The organism is Qipengyuania flava (genome assembly GCF_019448255.1).
GTDB classification, from domain to species: Bacteria; Pseudomonadota; Alphaproteobacteria; order Sphingomonadales; family Sphingomonadaceae; genus Qipengyuania; species Qipengyuania flava_A.
The window spans coordinates 1,337,306-1,354,321 of the sequence record NZ_CP080410.1 but is presented as its reverse complement, the minus strand read 5'-3'; the positions used below and the strand labels follow the sequence as shown (position 1 = coordinate 1,354,321).

The window sequence follows — 17,016 nt, the reverse complement described above, 5'->3', positions numbered from 1 at the left end:
TCAGGCGGGCTAACCGCCGGAGCCATGACCGCACCTGTTACGCCACAAGCCGCCCAGCTCCTCGTCGACTGCCTGATCGAACAGGGCTGCGACAGGGTCTTCACCGTGCCCGGAGAGAGCTTTCTCCAGGTCCTCGACGGGCTCGGCCAGCAGGAGACAATCGATGTCGTCACCTGCCGCCAGGAGGGGGGCGTTGCTTTCATGGCCTGCGCCGATGGCGCCATGACCGGCCGACCCGGTGTCGCCTTCGTCACGCGCGGCCCCGGCGCGACCAACGCCAGCATCGGCGTGCATGTCGCCATGCAGGATTCTCAGCCGATGATCCTGTTCGTGGGCGATGTCGACAGCGAGATGCGGGACCGAGAAGGCTTCCAGGAGGTCGACTTCGCGGCCTTCTTCGGGCCGATCGCCAAATGGGCCGCCCGCATCGATTCGGCCGACCGCATCCCTGAGTATATCGCGCGCGCCTACGCCACGGCGGTTTCGGGACGCCCCGGCCCGGTCGTGCTTGCCCTGCCCGAAGACATGCTGAGCCGCGCTACCGATGCGCGCCCTCGCCCGCGCGCAGAGCGCCCTGCACAGGCCCCCTGCCCTGACGCAATGCAGGCCATGATGGCGCTGATCGCCGATGCCGCATCGCCCGTCGCCATCATCGGCGGTGCGGGCTGGAATGCGAAGGCGCGCGAACACTTCCAGCTGTTTGCAGAGCGCCTGGGCATTCCTGTGGCCACCGCCTTCCGGCGTCAGGACGCAATCGCGCCGTCGAGCCCGGTCTATGCCGGTAACCTCGGCTATGGCCCCAATCCAAAACTGGTCGAGCGAGTAAAGAACGCAGACCTCATCCTCGCGGTTGGCGCGCGTCTCGGCGAGGCGACGACCGACGGCTACACTGTGCCTCCGCTCACCGCGCCCGATCGCACGCTGATCCACATTCATCCCGATCCCAACGAGCTTGGTAGCGTCTATCCCGCTGACCTCGCCATTTGCGCCGCCATGGACGATTTCGCCGAAAGCGCGGCGCTGTGGGACGATGGCGATGCGATCGATTTCGACGCCGGGCGCGAAGCCCACGCGGAATGGGAAGCGTGGGCGACCGCGCACCCCAACGATCACGCGCTAGACATGGGCCAGGCGGTGCAGTTCATGCGCGACACGCTGCCTGCCGATACGATCATCTGCAACGGAGCCGGTAATTTCTCCGGCTGGTGGCACCGCTACTGGCGCTACGCCGGCTTCCCGACCCAGCTCGCGCCCACCTGCGGCGCCATGGGCTACGGCGTCCCCGCAGCGGTTTCGGCCGCACTCCGCTTTCCGGACCGCACCGTCGTTGCAGTGGCCGGCGATGGCGATTTCCTGATGAACGGGCAGGAGCTTGCAACCGCCGCGCAGCACGGTGCCAACATGATCGTGATCGTGGTCGACAACTCCGCTTACGGGACCATCCGCATGCACCAGGAACGCGAGTTTCCGGGTGAAGAACGGATCAGCGCCACGCGCCTCGCCAACCCCGATTTCGCCGCGCTCGGTGCAGCCTTCGGTGGCTGGTCTGCCAGCGCCGGGACGACGCAGGAGTTCAAGGATGCGCTTGTCGCGGCTCAGGGCCGCAGCGGGCTACGCCTCATTCATTGCACGATCGACATCGAACAGCTCGCCGCCAGTGGAGCGAGTGTCAGCGGTTTGCGCAGCCGCTAGGCCTCAACGCATCGTCATTCCGCCATCGACCATGTATTGCGAACCGGTGACGTAGCTGGACTGATCGGAAAGAAGGAACAGGGCGACCTGCGCCGCTTCTTCCGATGAGCCGAACCGGCCAAGCGGGACCTGCTTCTTGATCTGCTTGCTGAAGCCTTCGACCTCTTCGTCCGACAACCCCATCCCTTCGAAGAAATTGGTCTCGATCGGGCCAGGCGCGATGGAGTTCGCGCGGATATTCCGTCCAGCGAGGTCGGCGGCCCAGGCACGGGTCAGCGCTGTGACCGCGCCCTTCGTCGCGGCGTAAACGGCGCCCTGCGGCTGCCCGAGATACGGTGAGACCGAGGCCGTCACGACGACCGATCCGCCATCGGAGATGAGCGGAATGAGCTGCGCCATCTGGAGGACCGGACCGCGCACATTGACGTTGGTCATGCCATCGAAGGTATCCGCATCGATCTTGGTATTGTCACCGAACTTGCCAAAGCCGGCGTTGAGCCACACGCCGTCGATCGAACCCATCTGTTCCTTGACCTTGGCGCCGAGTTCCTTGGCTGCTTCGGGATCGGAGGCGTCGTTGCGCAGGACAAGCGATCCGGAAGGCAGCGCTTCCCCGGCTTCGTCGAGATGGCCCTGGCTGGTCCCGGTAACGGCGACCTCTCCGCCCTCCTCGACAATCATCTTGGCACCAGCAAGCCCCATGCCGCTCGTGCCACCCGTGATAAGGATGCGCTTGCCTTCAAATCGCTTCATGTCCGGTCTCCGTCGTTAGGGGTTTCAACCCTAACGGGAGATTTCAGCAGAGCGTTCCTTCAACCTGGCGGGTCAAATGCCCGCCATGGCGCAGATCACGGACCATTCGTCGGGCGTGATCTCGGCAACCGACAGGCGCGAGAGCTTGACCAACTCGCAATTGGCAAGCTGGGGCTCGGCCTTGATCTGCTTCAACGTAACCGGATGCGGCAGCTTGGTCTTGGGCTTCACCTTGACTGCCGCCCATTTGCCTTCCGGATCGGTGGGGTCGGTGATGCCGGCAACGCTGACCTCACAAATGCCGACGATCTCGAGCCCCTCGCGCGAATGGTAGAAGAACGCCTGGTCACCCACTTCCATGGCAGCGAGATTGTTCTTCGCCCGATGGTTGCGAACCCCGTCCCACGTACCCTCTTCTTCGGCGACGAGATCGTCCCAACTGTATTTGAAGGGTTCGGACTTCATCAGCCAGTAGCGCATCGGGGCCTCTCCGTGATTGACTTGAAGTGCGGCGGTTAGACCGTGGGGACCGCGCTGGCCAGCCCGCAGATGCCCGAGATTAACGCCTTTTTAGGCGCCGCGGCCCTACAAACGATCGGCGAAAGACTCCAGGGGGCGGGATTGGCCGCGAAGACTGAACATGAACGGGAAAATCGGCGCTTGAGCGGCGGAAGGGATGCTTCCGGCCGCGAGCACGACTTGATTACGCTGGGCATCGCCTTTGCCGCGATCATTCTGTTTGTCGGCACCGCAGGTGTGGTTCTGCCGAACCTCACCAAGGCCTGGCAGGGCGATGCTGCGTCACTCGACGTCGCACTGACCAATGCCCTGCTCCTGAACATCGCCCTGATCCTCCTCGGCTGGCATCGCTACAAGGCCCTCAACACCGAGCTTCAGGCCCGTCGCCAATCGGAAGAAGAGGCGCGCCGGCTTGCCGACATCGACCACCTCACCGGCTGCCACAACCGCCGCAGTTTCACAGCCGTCCTGGGCGATCTGCTGGCGGATCTTCAGAAGCGCGAACAGGCGCTGGCGGCCGTTGCGGTCGACCTCGACAATTTCAAGCAGGTGAACGACCTTCACGGGCACCAGGCGGGTGACGAAGTCCTGCGCGCAACCGCAGCGCGGATCCAGCGCCTGCTTCCCGATGGCGCGGTTGTCGCCCGGCTGGGAGGCGACGAATTCGTCTGTGTCGTCCCCTACCATCCGCAGGTCCCCGACCGGGTCGACCAACTTGCCACGCGCATGATCGAGCAGGTCGCGCGTCCGGTCGAATGCGCAGAAACCGCTATCGATATCACCATTTCGATCGGGATCGCTTCCAGCACCCAGATGGACGACATGCACAACGGCACCGCATCGGCACAGAAGCTGATGCACAAGGCCGATATCGCGATGTACCACGCCAAGAAGCAGGGCAAGAACCGCTTCTACTGGTTCGAAGCGCCGATGGAAAATGAGCTGCGCTTCCGCAACGAACTGGAAGCGGGCATCCGCAAGGGCATCGCACGCGGCGAATTCCGTCCCTATTACGAACAGCAGGTCGATCTCGACACGGGCAAGCTGGCCGGTTTCGAAATGCTCGCGCGCTGGGAATCGCCCGAAATGGGCGTCGTCGGTCCCGACATCTTCATTCCCATCGCCGAGGAAATCGGCGTGATCGGCGAGATGAGCGAGCGGCTGATCTCGCAGGCCTTCGAGGATGCGAAGGAATGGGATTCGGAGCTTACCCTTTCGGTCAACATTTCGCCCGTGCAGATGCGCGACCCGTGGTTTGCGCAAAAGCTCCTCAAACTGCTCGTCGCGCACAACTTCCCGCCACATCGCCTCGACATCGAAATCACCGAAAGCTGCCTGCATGAGAATGTCGGCATGGTCCGGTCGATGATTACCTCGCTGCGGAACCAGGGCGTGCATGTCAGCCTGGACGATTTCGGAACCGGCTACTCGAGCCTTTCGCAGCTGCGCAGCCTTCCCTTCGATCGCCTCAAGATCGACCGCGCCTTCATTTCCGAACTCAAGGAAGAAGAGCACGGCGCCAAGCTGGTCGATGCGATCCTCGCCATGAGCGACGGCCTCAAGCTCCCGGTCACCGCCGAGGGCATCGAGAACGAGGTCGTGCTCGATGCGCTCAAGCGCATGGGCAAGATGAAGGGCCAGGGATACCACTACGGCCGCCCGGAACCGGCCGCCGACGTCCTTGCGCGCCTTGGCAAGCAGGACCTGCTGGCCAAGGACAAGCTCGACAACGTAACCGAGGTCGATTTCACCTCCGCCAGCCCTTCGCGCAGCGGAGACAAGGCCGCGGGCTGACGCGCCCACTGGACGCTGCCCGCCCGAGTGCATAGATGCGGCCACGCTATGCGGGTTGATTTCACCAAGATGCACGGTCTGGGCAACGACTTCGTCGTGCTCGACGCACGCACCCAGGCCCTGCCCGCTATGACCAACGCGGCCGCCAAGGCCATCGCTGACCGGCGAACGGGCATCGGCTGCGACCAGCTGATCCTGCTCGAACCGAGCGATGCAGCGGATTTCCGCATGCGCATTTTCAACCATGACGGCGGCGAGGTGGAAGCTTGCGGCAACGCCAGCCGCGCAGTTGCGCTTCTCCACGGCGAAGCGGCCAGCGTGGAGACCAGCGGCGGCACGATCCATGTCGAACCGCACGCCATGGGCGCCAGCGTCGACATGGGCACTCCGCGCTTCGACTGGGACGCGATCCCGCTCGCTTATGGCATGGATACGGCGGTCATGCCGGTGGGCTGGGAGGGCCTGGACCAGCCCGGCGCGGTCAATGTCGGCAACCCGCATGTGATCTTCTTCGTCGAAGACACCGATGCCGTGCCGCTCGAAAAGCTCGGCCCGGAAATCGAGCACGATCCGCTCTTTCCCGAACGCGTGAACGTCAACGTCGCCACGATCGAGGACCGCACCCACATCCGCCTGCGCGTATGGGAGCGCGGCGTGGGGCTCACGCGCGCCTGCGGCACCGGCGCCTGCGCCACGGCCATCCACGCCATGCGCCGCGGGCTGGTGGAGCGCGAGGTGACCGTCACGCTTCCCGGCGGCGACCTCGTCATCGCCTGGGACGAAAGCAACTGCATCCGCATGACCGGCCCGGCCACCGAAAGCTATCGCGGCAGTTTCGAATGGGACCACTTCGGGTGAGCGAGGCGCAAGTCATTTCGCTCGGCTGCCGGCTCAACATTTCCGAAAGCGAGCAAATCCGCGCCATGCTGGCGAAGGAAAGCGACCTCGTGGTGGTGAACAGCTGCGCCGTGACCAGCGAAGCCGTGCGCCAGACCCGTCAGGCGATCCGCCGCGCGCGACGTGCCAATCCCGATGCGCGGCTGCTGGTGACCGGCTGCGCCGCCGATATCGAGCGCGAACAGCTCGCCGCCATGCCCGAAGTGGACGGGCTGGTCGCCAACACGCAAAAGCTCGACGCGCGCGCCTGGAACGTGCCGGCCGAAGCCCCGCCCGTGCCGCAGGACCGCACCCGCGCCTTTATCGCCATCCAGAACGGCTGCGATCACGCCTGCACCTTCTGCGTCATCCCGCAGGGGCGCGGCGCCAGCCGTTCGCTGACTATCGCTCAGGTCCTGTCCGAAGTGGAACGCCACCTCGACCATGGCGCGCCGGAAATCGTGCTCACCGGCGTGGATGTCACCTCATGGGGGCATGACCTGCCCGGCGCCCCTCCCCTGGGGGAGCTTGTCCGAGCGGTGATCGACTCCTTCCCCCAGCTCAAGCGCCTGCGCATGTCCTCGCTCGACGGGATCGAGATCGACCCGCTGCTGTTCGAGCTGTTTGCGAGCGAGGAACGGGTGATGCCGCACCTCCATCTCTCGCTCCAGCACGGGCACGACCTCATCCTGAAGCGCATGAAACGGCGGCACTTGCGCGGCGATGCGGTGGAACTCGTCAGGCGCCTGAAAGAGCAGCGCCCCGAAATCGCAATCGGCGCCGACCTCATTGCCGGTTTCCCGACGGAAAGCGAGGAGCATCACGCGGCCAATCTCTCGATCATCGCCGAACTCGGGATCGTCCACGGCCACATCTTCCCTTATTCGCCCCGCCCCGGCACGCCCGCAGCGCGCATGCCGCAGGTCGAGCGCCAGACGGTCAAGCGCCGCGCGGCCGAACTGCGCGCGGCCACCTCGCAGGCGCGCGACGAGTGGCTGGCGTCGCTCGTCGATAAGCCCCACACCGTCCTCGCCGAGCGCGACGGGACAGGCTACACACCCCATTTCGCCCGTGTGGCGCTGCCCGACAGCACGCCCGCAGGCTCCCTTGTCACGATGACGCCGACCAAGCACGGAAATGGCCTTCTAGAATGACCGAGAAGCAGAGCTGGACCGACCGGCTGTTCGGAGGCTTCCGCAAGACCTCCGAAAAACTCACCAGCAACCTCACCGAAGTGGTGAGCACGGCCAAGCTCGACGACGCGACCTTGGACGATGTCGAAGACGCGCTAATCCTCTCCGACCTTGGCCCCGCCGCTGCAGCGCGCATCCGCGAGAAACTGCGCGAAAAGCGCTTCGGCCTCGAAATCAGCGAGACCGAACTGAAGGAAGCGGTGGCCGAGGAAATCGCGGCCATCCTGCGCCCCGTAGCCAAACCGCTGGAGATCACCGCCTTCCCCCGTCCGCAGGTGCTGCTGGTCATCGGCGTCAACGGCAGCGGCAAGACCACCACGATCGCCAAGCTCGCGCATCTCTTCCAGGAAGACGACTACGCCGTCATGCTGGCAGCGGGCGACACTTTCCGCGCGGCCGCCATAGGCCAGCTGCAGACCTGGGCGGACCGGATCGATGTTCCCATCGTGCGCGGCCCCGAAGGCGGCGACCCGGCAAGCATCGTGTTCGATGCGGTCAAGCAGGCGACCGATGTCGGCACCGACGCGCTGATCGTCGACACCGCCGGGCGCCTCCAGAACAAGCGTGAGCTGATGGACGAGCTGGCGAAGATCCGCAAAGTCCTCGGCCGCCTCAACCCCGAAGCGCCGCATGACGTGGTCCTCGTGCTCGACGCCACCAACGGCCAGAACGCCTTGAGCCAGATCGACGTGTTCAAGGAAGTCGCCGGGGTCACCGGCCTCGTCATGACCAAATTGGACGGTACCGCGCGCGGCGGCGTGCTGGTGCAGGCGGCCGAGCAATACGGCCTGCCGATCCACGCCATTGGCGTCGGCGAAAAGATCGACGATTTGCGCCCCTTCGATCCCGACCTTGTGGCGCGCGTGATTGCAGGGGTGGCCTGATGACCGAAGAGACCAAGCCCAAGCCCAAGTCCGGCTGGCTCAACATCCTCGTCGACTATGGCCCGCTGCTGGTCTTCCTCGGCGTCTACAAGTTCTACCAGCCGCCCGAGACATCGACCTTCGGCGAGATCGCGGCGGTGATCTACGGCACGATCGCCTTCATGATGGCGGCGGTTGCGGCGCTGGTCTTCAGCAAGCTGAAGTTCGGCCACGTCAGCCCGATGCTGATCCTCTCGACCGCGCTGATTGTCGGCTTCGGCGGCCTCACCATCTGGCTGCAGGACGAGAAGTTCATCCAGATCAAGCCGACCGCGATCTACCTGCTGTTCGGCGCGCTGCTGATCGGCGGGTGGATGCGCGGCAAGGCGCTGCTGCAGATCCTGCTCGAGGCGGCCTTCGAGGGCGTCGACAAGGAAGGCTGGCTCAAGCTGTCGCGCAACTGGGGCATCTTCTTCGTGTTCATGGCCGGGTTGAACGAAGTCCTGCGAATGCAACTGAGCTTCGAAAGCTGGCTCTGGGCCAAGCTGTGGGTCTTCATGCCATTGAGCTTCCTCTTCACCTTCACGCAAATCCCGATGCTCCTGCGCCATGGCCTCGCGCTGGAGGAAAAGGACGAGGTGCTGAAGGACGAGCCGCCGACCGCGTGAGGTAAATGTCCACTCGTGGGTGGCAAACTGCCAATCCGCTTTCGCTGCTCGTTGTGAAAAGCTAGGGTGCGCTCACACCGATTGGCTAGGCGAAAATGGCACGCGAAGTGCGAACACTTCTAAAGATATTCTCTTGTTTTTGCGTAGTAGGCTGTGGGGTGCCTAAGGACAATCACGTTCCGGATCGAATGGAGGCTGCGGTTCTGGATAGCGAGCTACCTGTAAATCCCGTTGCCGATTACTCTCAGTATTACTTCGAGCACGAGGACGGCTCGGTAGAGGGCATCTTCGTGATGCACTTTCCAAACAGTCAAGAATGGCGGAAGATGGTCAAGGCGGAATGTGAACGCCAAGGCCATGGCGAGTATCCTTGCGACCAAGCGGACTATGGAATCGCGGACGCGGGCGATAAGAAGTGGGTTCCAACCGAATTCGATTTACCTGTGAGGCTAGGCGGGGGGTGCAGCGTCGTCACAATTCATCTGAGCGCACCTCCTCAAACACTCTCAGAACCAGAATGTAACGGGCCACACTAGACGGCCGGATGCGGGTCGCTAGCAGAATGACCGCTTTCTTCTACCGGAGCTAAATCTCCACCTGGCTCCCCAGCTCCACCACACGGTTGGTCGGCAGGCGGAAGAAGTCCATCGCCGTCGCCGCGTTGCGCAGCATCCACGCGAAGATCTTCTCGCGCCAGATCGGCATGCCGGGCTTGTCGCTCGGCAGCAGGGTCTGGCGGCTCAGGAAGAAGCTGGTGTGCATCATGTCGAACTCACCGCCGCAGCGGGTCATTTCCTTCAGCCCCTGCGGCACGTCGGTTTCCTGCATGAAGCCGTAGTGCAGGATCGCGCGGTAGAAGCCGTCGCCAAGGTCCTGCATCTCGCACCGCTCGCTCGCGTCGACATAGGGCGTATCGGCGATCAGCACGGTCAGGATCACCACGCGTTCGTGCAGCACCTTGTTGTGCTTGATGTTGTGCAGCAGCGCCGAAGGCACGCCGGCGGTCTGGCTGGCCATGAAGATGGCCGTGCCCGGCACGCGCGTGGCGGAATTCTTGGCGCTCTTGGCGAAGATCTCGATCGGCAGCGCGGTCTCGCTCATCCGGTCGCGCATCAGCTTGCGCCCGCGCGCCCAGGTGGTGAGCAGGGTGAAGGCTACAAGGCCCACGACCAGCGGGAACCAGCCGCCCTGTGGAACCTTGAACAGGTTTGCCGCGAAATAGGCCCCGTCGATGATCAGGAAGAAGATCACCACGGGGGCGGCGTACCACCATTTCCACTTCCAAACGCCAACGAACAAGACGCCCATCAGCAGCGTATCGATCGTGACCGCGCCGGTCACGGCAATGCCGTAAGCAGCGGCGAGGTTGGACGAGCTCTGGAAGGTCAGCACGAGGATGATGACCGCCACCATCAGCGCCCAGTTGATCACCGGGATATAGATCTGGCCCGCCTCGGTCTCGCTGGTGTGGCGGATCGTCATGCGCGGCATGAAGCCCAGCTGCATGGCCTGGTGGGTAATGCTGAACGCGCCCGAGATGACCGCCTGGCTGGCGATGAAGGTCGCCACGGTAGCGAGGATCACCAGCGGCAGGCGGAATTCCTCAGCTGCCAGCAAGAAGAACGGGTTGCGAACCACTTCGGCTGCCTGCTCGGGCGGAAGCGAAGCGATCATGGCTCCCTGCCCGAAGTAGTTGAGCAGCAGGCACGGCATCACGAAACCGAACCAGGAAAGGCGCATCGGACCGCGCCCGAAGTGCCCCATGTCCGAATAGAGCGCCTCGGAACCGGTGACTGCCAGCACCACGGCGCCCATCGCGAGGAAGGCGACGAACCCGTCGGTGACGAAGAACATCACCGCGTAATAGGGATTGAGCGCCCACAGGATCTCGGGGTGCTGGATGATCTGGTTAAGGCCCAGCCCGGCAAGCGTCGCGAACCAGACGATCATCACCGGCGCGAACAGCGCGCCGACCTTGGCGGTCCCGCGTTGCTGCAGGACAAACAGGCATACCAGCAGCACCAGGGCGATCGGAATGACGTAGGATTGCAGGCCAGGATCGACGACGGTCAGGCCTTCGACCGCGGAGAGCACCGAGATCGCCGGCGTGATCATGCTGTCGCCGTAGAACAGCGAGGTCGCAAAAACGCCCAGCAAGACGACCAGCCAGGCGTATTTCGTCTGGCCGATATGGCGGCTGATCAGCGCGATCAGGGCGAGGCTGCCGCCCTGCCCCTTGTTGTCCGCCCGCATCAGAATGGTGACATATTGCAGGGCCACCACGATCACCATCGACCAGAAAATCAGGCTGACGACGCCGAGCACATGCAGGCGGTCGATCGCAATGTTCGCCGCTCCGGCAAAGGTTTCGCGGAACGCGTAGAGCGGGCTCGTACCGATGTCGCCGAAGACCACGCCGATTGCGCCCACGGCCAAGGCGGCCTTGGATCCGGAATGGCCATGACCATGCTGCCCCTTGGCGGAGTCGCCCTCGGGGATCGGGTCTAGCGCTGGCGCGGTGTCGTTCATGAAAGATTGGATTCCGATTGCATCGGGTCACTCCACCATGGCGGCGAAGGCGCGGGAACTAGCAGCAAGGCTTCGCACCCGCAACACGCGAGGCAAGTTTCTGCTTTGTAACGCCTTATTCCGGAATCTGCGACGCCGGCATCCCGAGAATGTCCTGCAGCCGTGCGAGTCGGGCCTCGAGGGCGGGCCTCCAGGGTGCGTCCTCGGGCGCGCTTTCGAGCAGCTCGCGCCATAGCGCGAGGGTCCGGCCCGGCTCGCCCGCCCGCAGATAGGACAGGCCGAGGAAGTAGGTCGGCGCGGGGTTACGGGGCGCGACCTGCTCGGCCCGCGAAAAGGCGAAAAGGGCGGCGGCCGTCAGCTGGCCATCCGCGTGTTCGACCAGCGCGTTGCCCAGCGCGATCCACGCTTCTCCGTCGTTCGGGTTCTCGGCAACGGCGTTGCGCAGGAAGTTGGCTGCCTGCTCGTGCTGGCCGCGGCGCGTAAAGGCGTCTGCCGTGACCACAAATCGCGAAGGAAGCTGGCTTTCCGAATAGAATTCACGCCGCGCCTCGACCATCAGCTCGCCCGTTTGCGAAGCTGCTTCGATACTCGGCGCGGCGGGAGATGCGGCCTGCCCCGGATTGCCCTGCATCGCGTAGCCGGCAAGACCGAACAGCAGGGTAGAGCCAAACAGCATCCACAGAGTGCGCGGAATTTTGAGAAGCACCACCGCCAGCCCGAAAACGAGGACCGCCAGGAGAAGGACCGGAAGCCAGGTCATGCGCGCCTCCGGTAGCGGCTAAGCAGCACCCCGAGCGCAAGCAGGATCAGGGCCACCGGAATGGCAAACAGCGGCCAGGTCGCCGCGTTGATCTCCGGTTTGTAGCTGACGTAGTCGCCGTAGCGCTCGACCAGCCAGGCGCGCACATCTTCGGGATTCTCGCCCGCAGCGATCCGGATGCGCACCTGGTGGCGCATATCGCCGGCCATGGGCGCATCGCTGTCCGCGATCGATTGCGACTGGCACTTGAGGCAGCGCAGCGTCTCCATCAGCTCCTGCGCGGCGGCTTCCTGCGCGGGATCGTCGAGCTGGCGGTAGGCGAAGGGCGCCGGAGGCATGGTCTGCTGGGCGATGGCCGGTGCACACAGGGCCACCAGCAGCGCTGCGAGGAGTGCGCGGATCATCGGGCTTTCTCCAGCTCGGCCAGCAGGATCGGCACGTCGTTTGCGCGGATATCTCCGATGTGCTGGTACCGGATCACCCCCTCGCCATCGATGACGAAGGTTTCGGGCACGCCCGAAGAGCCAATCGCAAGCTGCACCTCGGACAAGTCGTCGGCGGCAATGCGCGTATAGGGATTGCCATGCTGTGCGAGGAAGCGAGTGACATCTTCGGGCCGGTCGCGGATGGCGACCCCGATGATCTCGACGCCCTGCTCCTTCAGCGCTTCAAGATGCGGGGCCTCGGCAATGCACGGCAGGCACCAGCTCGCCCAGATGTTCAGCAGCTTGGGCGTGCCGTCGGCAAAGTCCGCATTCGTCGCGCCTGCCACGCCATCCATCGCGGGCGGCAGGTCGAAATAGGGCAATTCGCGTCCGACCATGCGGCTTTCGACGAACTCATCCTTCGGCTGCGTCAGTTGGTAGCCCGCAAGGCCGAGGAACAGCGCAAAGGCGAATAGTGGAACCCACACGCGCCAGCTCATGCCATGGCCTCCCGGTCAGCGCGGCGTTCGGCAATGCGCGCGGCAAGGCGCCGGTGACGAAGATCGCTGAGAACCCGTCCGATAAGCGCCAGCACGCCGCCCAGCGCCACGATCAAGCCGCCGTACCAGATGAGCGTCACAAAGGGCTTCCACCACAGGCGCACCTGCCAGCGGCCATCGGGCGCGCGGTCGCCCATCACGGCGTAGAGCTGGCCGTTCCATCGCGTCACCAGCGCGCTTTCCGTCGTCTGCTGCAAGGGCGCCCAGAAATTGCGCGCCTGGGGTGCAACCTGCCGCGCTTCGCCGTCATTGTAGCGGGCGGTCATCCGGCCCTGGATCGCGGTCCAGTTCGGGCCGGCCACGGGTTCCACGGCTTCGAGCGTGATGGTCCAGGGCCCGACGGTGGTGGTGCCGCCTTCCTCGACCGCGGCAAGGCGTTCGCTGGTGAAGGCGCTTTCGCTCGCCATGCCGATGAGCGCGACGGCAACGCCGAAGTGGGCGACCACCATGCCCCAAGTGGAAAGCGGCGTGCGCGAAAGCTTGCGGCCGCGCAGCGGCAGGAGGCTCGCCACGGCAAGGCCCAAGCCAAGGGCAAGGCCAAGCAGCGGCAGGATGGCGATGTCCGCCAGCAGGCTGGTGAGGATCAGCGCGGCCAGGACAAGCGCGGCAAACAGCGCAATTTCCTTGCCGATCCGGTCCATCCGGTCCTGCCGCCAGCGCAGCAGCGGACCGACCGCCATCACCGCCAGCATCGGCAGGGTGAATATCGCCCCGACCGGGTTGAAATACGGGGGACCGACGGAAACGCGCACATCGAATGCCTCGGTCAGCAGCGGGTAGAGCGTGCCGAGAAGCACGATGGCGAGGATCGCGCTCAGCATCACATTGTTGAACACCAGTGCGCCTTCGCGGCTCGCGACGGAGAAGCGCTGGCCTTCGCTGATCGTGCCTGCGCGCAGGGCAAACAGCAGCAGTGCGCCGCCGATGTAGATGGCGAGGAGCAAGAGGATGAAGGATCCGCGCTCCGGATCGACGGCAAAAGCGTGCACGCTGGTCAGGATACCCGAGCGGACAAGGAAGGTGCCGACCATGCTCATCGAGAAGGCAACCACGCCCAGCATGATCGTCCAGGTGCGCAGCGCGTCGCGGCTGGCAAGGACGCTGGCCGAATGCAGCAGCGCGGTCGCGGCGAGCCAGGGCATGAGCGAGGCGTTTTCGACCGGATCCCAGAACCACCAGCCGCCCCAGCCCAGCTCGTAATAGGCCCAGTAGCTCCCAGCGATGATGCCAATGGTCAGCAGCACCCAGGCGCCGAGGATCCAGGGGCGCATTGCGCGGGCAAAATCGGGGGTAACCTGCCGCGTCAACAACGCGCCCACGGCAAAGCTGAAGGCGACCGACAGGCCGACATAGCCAAGATAAAGCGTCGGCGGATGGAACACGAGGCCGATGTCCTGCAGCAGCGGGTTGAGGCCCATGCCTTCGGCAGGCGGTGTCGGCAGGCGCTCGAACGGGTTCGAGCTCAGCAACAGGAATGCGTAGAAACCCACGCTCACCACGCCCTGCGCGGCAAGCGTCGCGTTCATCGTGCGCTCGGGCAGGCGGCGTTCGACCAGCGCGATCAGGCCGCCGGCAAGGCCCATGACCATGACCCACAGAAGCATCGACCCTTCGTGGTTCCCGAAGCTGCCGGAAAGCTTGAAGATCAGCGGCTTCATCGAGTGGGAATTCGTCGCGACAAGCTTTACCGAAAGGTCGGTAATGGCGAACAGCCAGACCAGCATGGCAAAGGAGAAGGTCACCAGAGCGCCCTGGACGATGGCGGCCGGTCGGATCAGCTGCGCCAGCGCGCTTTCGCCGCCGTCACGAACCGCGAGGAAGCCCGCGATCATCTGCAGCGCGGCGAGCGCCGCAGCGAGCCACAGGGCAGCGAGACCGAGTTCGGCGATCATTCGAGGCCGACCGTCGTTTCTTCCGCCATGCGCGCCGCTTCGTGCTGCTCCATCTCCTGCAACTCGCGGGGGATGTAATTCTCGTCGTGCTTCGCCAGCAGATTGTCGGCAACGAAGGTCCCGTCAGCGCCGAGCCGCCCTTCGGCAACAACGCCGGACCCTTCCACGAAGAGGTCGGGCGCAATGCCGGCAAAGCGCACCGGAACGCGCGCATTGTCATTGCCCGTCACTGCGAAGGTCAGGGTGATGCCATCGGCCGCGGTCTCAAGCGAGCCGGGCTCGACCATGCCGCCAAGCCGCACGGCCTGGCCCACTTCGGGCGGATCGGCGAGCATCTGCTCGGGCAGGTAGAAATAATTCGCCTGGTTGCGCAGAGCGTAGGCGGCCAGAAGCCCTGCCCCGACCAGCGCCACAAGCGCCAGCACGACTAGGACCAGCCGCTGGTGTTTCGGTTTGAGCGCGCTCACTTCTTCCGGCTCTCCTCGCGCCGTTTCTCAGCGCGTTTCATATCGGCCCAAGCCCACACGATCATAGCAAGCGTGCCCAGCACACCCACGGCGTAGGCTGCAATCACGAAATCCCACTGGTCCAGCGCCTCGCGCATCACGCCGCCTCCATCGCCTTGCGGCGCAGGCGCGCTTCGGCCTGGATATCGGCGAGCAGCGCCCGCATCCGTGCGAGCACTACGCCGCCGAACAGCAGGGAGAAGCCGATCACGGCGACGAGCAGCGGCACGAGAAATTCAGGGTCGATCGCGCTCTTGCCCATGGTGATGCTGGGCGGCTGGTGGAGCGAGTTCCACCATACGACGCTGCGATTGATGATCGGGATGTTGATCGCCCCCAGCAGACCGAAAATGGCCGGGATGCGAGGCGAGACGCCCTCACGCTCGGCGGCCTGCGCCAGCGCGATATAGGCGAGGTAGAGGAACGCCAGCACAAGCATGCTGGTCAGCCGCCCGTCCCACACCCACCATGTGCCCCAGGTCGGGCGCCCCCAGATCGATCCGGTGGCGAGACAGATGACGGTGAAGACGAGGCCCGGGACGGCAGCGGCCCGCGCCGCGAGCGCGGCCAGCGGATGCCGCCAGACAAGAAAGACGAGACTGGAAATGGCAATAGCGGTCCATCCACCCATGCCGAGCCAGGCCGACGGAACATGCAGGAACAGGATGCGCACCGTCTCGCCCATCAGGCGGTCGGGAGGGACCTGGAACAGGCCCCAGTAAAGCGAGCCCGCCACAAGCAGCAGCCCGCTGCCAAGCAGCAGCGGCGTCAGCCAGCGCGCGAGGGACAGAAAGCGCTTGGGATTGGCGAAACCATGCATCGACTATTACCGTTCAGACCCGCTTTGGCAGCGCTCTCCCGGCGTCGCAAGGGCGCAGTTTCAACGGCCGATGAGTTCCTGCGCCATGCGGTCGGCAACCTGGTCGGGCGAGACGCCGCTGGCGTCGCTTTCCTGCCAGATCTGCTCGAGGCGGCCGGGGATCAGCGCGATGCGCTTGCGCACTTCGTTGATGTCGCAGGGCGCCTTGTCCTTGCGGCACAGATACTCGAGCGTGACCGAGATGATGCCGCCCGCGTTGATGACGTAATCGGGCGCGTAGAGGATGCCGCGCTTCGCCAGCATCGGGCCGTGTTCGGGCCGGCGAAGCTGGTTGTTGGCGCCGCCGGCAACGATCTGGCAATCGAGACGGGCAATGCCCTCATCATCGAGGATCGCACCAAGCGCGTTGGGGCTGAACACATCGCAGGCGACCGACATGATCGCATCGGGCGCAGCCGTTTCCGCGCCGAGTTCCGCAGCCAGAGCTTCGGCGCGGTCTTCGTGGATGTCCGAAAGGGTAAGCTTCGCGCCATCGCGCGCCAGCAAACGGGCAACGCCGCCGCCGACGCTGCCGGTGCCCTGCAGGGCGACATGCACGCCTTCGACGCTGTCCTTGCCCATCTTGTGCTGCACGGCGGCCTTGATGCCGAGGAAGATGCCAAGGGCGGTAAAGGGACCCGGATCACCGCCAGCGGCGTCCTCGCCTTCGACCGGGAGACCCGAGACATGCTGGGTACGCTCGGCAACGGCGGCCATGTCGGCTTCCGAAATGCCGACATCTTCGGCGGTCACGTAACGCCCGCCGAGCCCTTCGACCGCGTCGGCGAAGGCTGCGAGCATTTCCGGCGTCTTGGTCCTGTCCTTGTCCGCCAGGATCACGGCCTTGCCGCCGCCCATGGGCAGGCCGGCCATGGCGTTCTTGTAGCTCATGCCGCGCGACAGGCGCAGCGCATCGCGCATTGCGTCCGCAGGTTCGGCGTAGTGCCAGAAGCGCGTGCCGCCGGCGCCGGGGCCGAGATGGGTGGAATGCAGCGCGATAATCGCCGTCAGACCGCTCTTCGCGTCGCGAACCACCTGAACGAGTTCGTGGTCGTCAAAATCCGCTTCGGTCCAGAAAGCCGTCATGCCGTGCGTGCCCCCAAAGAGCTGTTATGGACGGCAGATGA

At 64.7% G+C, this 17,016-nt stretch carries 17 protein-coding genes; 6 read left to right on the top strand and 11 right to left on the bottom strand.

Translation table 11 applies throughout. The features are described 5' to 3' along the window. Window positions 1-24 precede the first annotated feature (24 nt). Window positions 25-1,692 carry a thiamine pyrophosphate-binding protein gene (locus KUV82_RS06690; RefSeq protein ID WP_219956087.1) on the top strand — a complete coding sequence of 556 codons (1,668 nt, stop codon included), beginning with the start codon at window positions 25-27 and terminating at the stop codon, window positions 1,690-1,692. A 3-nt stretch (window positions 1,693-1,695) separates the two neighbouring features. On the opposite strand, the gene KUV82_RS06685 is transcribed toward KUV82_RS06690, so the two are convergent. Together KUV82_RS06685 and KUV82_RS06680 are read right to left on the bottom strand one after the other, a co-directional pair. After that, complete coding sequence (locus KUV82_RS06685; protein WP_219956086.1) at window positions 1,696-2,445, bottom strand: SDR family oxidoreductase; 750 nt, start codon at window positions 2,443-2,445, stop codon at window positions 1,696-1,698. 72 nt (window positions 2,446-2,517) lie between these two features. Further along, window positions 2,518-2,925: an EVE domain-containing protein gene (locus tag KUV82_RS06680; protein ID WP_219956085.1), complete on the bottom strand. Its 408-nt coding sequence runs from the start codon at window positions 2,923-2,925 to the stop codon at window positions 2,518-2,520. A gap of 180 nt (window positions 2,926-3,105) precedes the next feature. Between KUV82_RS06680 and KUV82_RS06675 the strand changes: the two genes are divergently transcribed. Genes KUV82_RS06675 through KUV82_RS06655 form a run of 5 tightly spaced genes read left to right on the top strand, consistent with a single transcriptional unit; the run spans window position 3,106 to window position 8,358 of the window. Next, window positions 3,106-4,758 (top strand): putative bifunctional diguanylate cyclase/phosphodiesterase, encoded by a 1,653-nt coding sequence (locus tag KUV82_RS06675; RefSeq protein ID WP_258319871.1) that lies wholly within the window; start codon window positions 3,106-3,108, stop codon window positions 4,756-4,758. Window positions 4,759-4,806: 48 nt separating this feature from the next. Next, window positions 4,807-5,616 carry a diaminopimelate epimerase gene (gene dapF / locus KUV82_RS06670; RefSeq protein ID WP_219956083.1) on the top strand — a complete coding sequence of 270 codons (810 nt, stop codon included), beginning with the start codon at window positions 4,807-4,809 and terminating at the stop codon, window positions 5,614-5,616. Further along, window positions 5,613-6,788 (top strand): MiaB/RimO family radical SAM methylthiotransferase, encoded by a 1,176-nt coding sequence (locus tag KUV82_RS06665; protein ID WP_219956082.1) that lies wholly within the window; start codon window positions 5,613-5,615, stop codon window positions 6,786-6,788. The genes dapF and KUV82_RS06665 overlap by 4 nt, the downstream gene beginning before the upstream one ends. Further along, window positions 6,785-7,711: a signal recognition particle-docking protein FtsY gene (ftsY, locus tag KUV82_RS06660; protein WP_219956081.1), complete on the top strand. Its 927-nt coding sequence runs from the start codon at window positions 6,785-6,787 to the stop codon at window positions 7,709-7,711. The genes KUV82_RS06665 and ftsY overlap by 4 nt, the downstream gene beginning before the upstream one ends. Beyond that, on the top strand, window positions 7,711-8,358 hold the full coding sequence (locus KUV82_RS06655; protein ID WP_219956080.1) for an inner membrane-spanning protein YciB: 648 nt from the start codon (window positions 7,711-7,713) through the stop codon (window positions 8,356-8,358). The genes ftsY and KUV82_RS06655 overlap by 1 nt, the downstream gene beginning before the upstream one ends. Window positions 8,359-8,943: 585 nt before the next feature. On the opposite strand, the gene KUV82_RS06650 is transcribed toward KUV82_RS06655, so the two are convergent. The 9 genes from KUV82_RS06650 to KUV82_RS06610 all read right to left on the bottom strand — a co-directional run bounded on the left by KUV82_RS06650 (window position 8,944) and on the right by KUV82_RS06610 (window position 16,975). Next, on the bottom strand, window positions 8,944-10,887 hold the full coding sequence (locus tag KUV82_RS06650; protein WP_219956079.1) for a potassium transporter Kup: 1,944 nt from the start codon (window positions 10,885-10,887) through the stop codon (window positions 8,944-8,946). Between the two features lie 115 nt (window positions 10,888-11,002). Further along, window positions 11,003-11,647: a tetratricopeptide repeat protein gene (locus tag KUV82_RS06645; protein WP_219956078.1), complete on the bottom strand. Its 645-nt coding sequence runs from the start codon at window positions 11,645-11,647 to the stop codon at window positions 11,003-11,005. Continuing rightward, complete coding sequence (locus KUV82_RS06640) at window positions 11,644-12,051, bottom strand: cytochrome c-type biogenesis protein (RefSeq protein WP_219956077.1); 408 nt, start codon at window positions 12,049-12,051, stop codon at window positions 11,644-11,646. Before KUV82_RS06640 ends, KUV82_RS06645 begins: the two co-directional genes overlap by 4 nt. Beyond that, window positions 12,048-12,572, bottom strand: a complete 525-nt coding sequence (locus tag KUV82_RS06635; protein ID WP_219956076.1) for a DsbE family thiol:disulfide interchange protein — start codon at window positions 12,570-12,572, stop codon at window positions 12,048-12,050. Before KUV82_RS06635 ends, KUV82_RS06640 begins: the two co-directional genes overlap by 4 nt. Continuing rightward, window positions 12,569-14,524: a heme lyase CcmF/NrfE family subunit gene (locus tag KUV82_RS06630; protein WP_219956075.1), complete on the bottom strand. Its 1,956-nt coding sequence runs from the start codon at window positions 14,522-14,524 to the stop codon at window positions 12,569-12,571. Before KUV82_RS06630 ends, KUV82_RS06635 begins: the two co-directional genes overlap by 4 nt. Continuing rightward, window positions 14,521-14,991 (bottom strand): cytochrome c maturation protein CcmE, encoded by a 471-nt coding sequence (ccmE, locus tag KUV82_RS06625; RefSeq protein ID WP_219956074.1) that lies wholly within the window; start codon window positions 14,989-14,991, stop codon window positions 14,521-14,523. The genes KUV82_RS06630 and ccmE overlap by 4 nt, the downstream gene beginning before the upstream one ends. Continuing rightward, window positions 14,988-15,128 (bottom strand): hypothetical protein, encoded by a 141-nt coding sequence (locus KUV82_RS06620; protein ID WP_219956073.1) that lies wholly within the window; start codon window positions 15,126-15,128, stop codon window positions 14,988-14,990. Before KUV82_RS06620 ends, ccmE begins: the two co-directional genes overlap by 4 nt. Beyond that, window positions 15,128-15,850 (bottom strand): heme ABC transporter permease CcmC, encoded by a 723-nt coding sequence (gene ccmC, locus KUV82_RS06615; protein WP_219956072.1) that lies wholly within the window; start codon window positions 15,848-15,850, stop codon window positions 15,128-15,130. Before ccmC ends, KUV82_RS06620 begins: the two co-directional genes overlap by 1 nt. A 60-nt stretch (window positions 15,851-15,910) precedes the next feature. Next, window positions 15,911-16,975: a Leu/Phe/Val dehydrogenase gene (locus KUV82_RS06610; RefSeq protein ID WP_219956071.1), complete on the bottom strand. Its 1,065-nt coding sequence runs from the start codon at window positions 16,973-16,975 to the stop codon at window positions 15,911-15,913. Window positions 16,976-17,016: the final 41 nt, after the last annotated feature.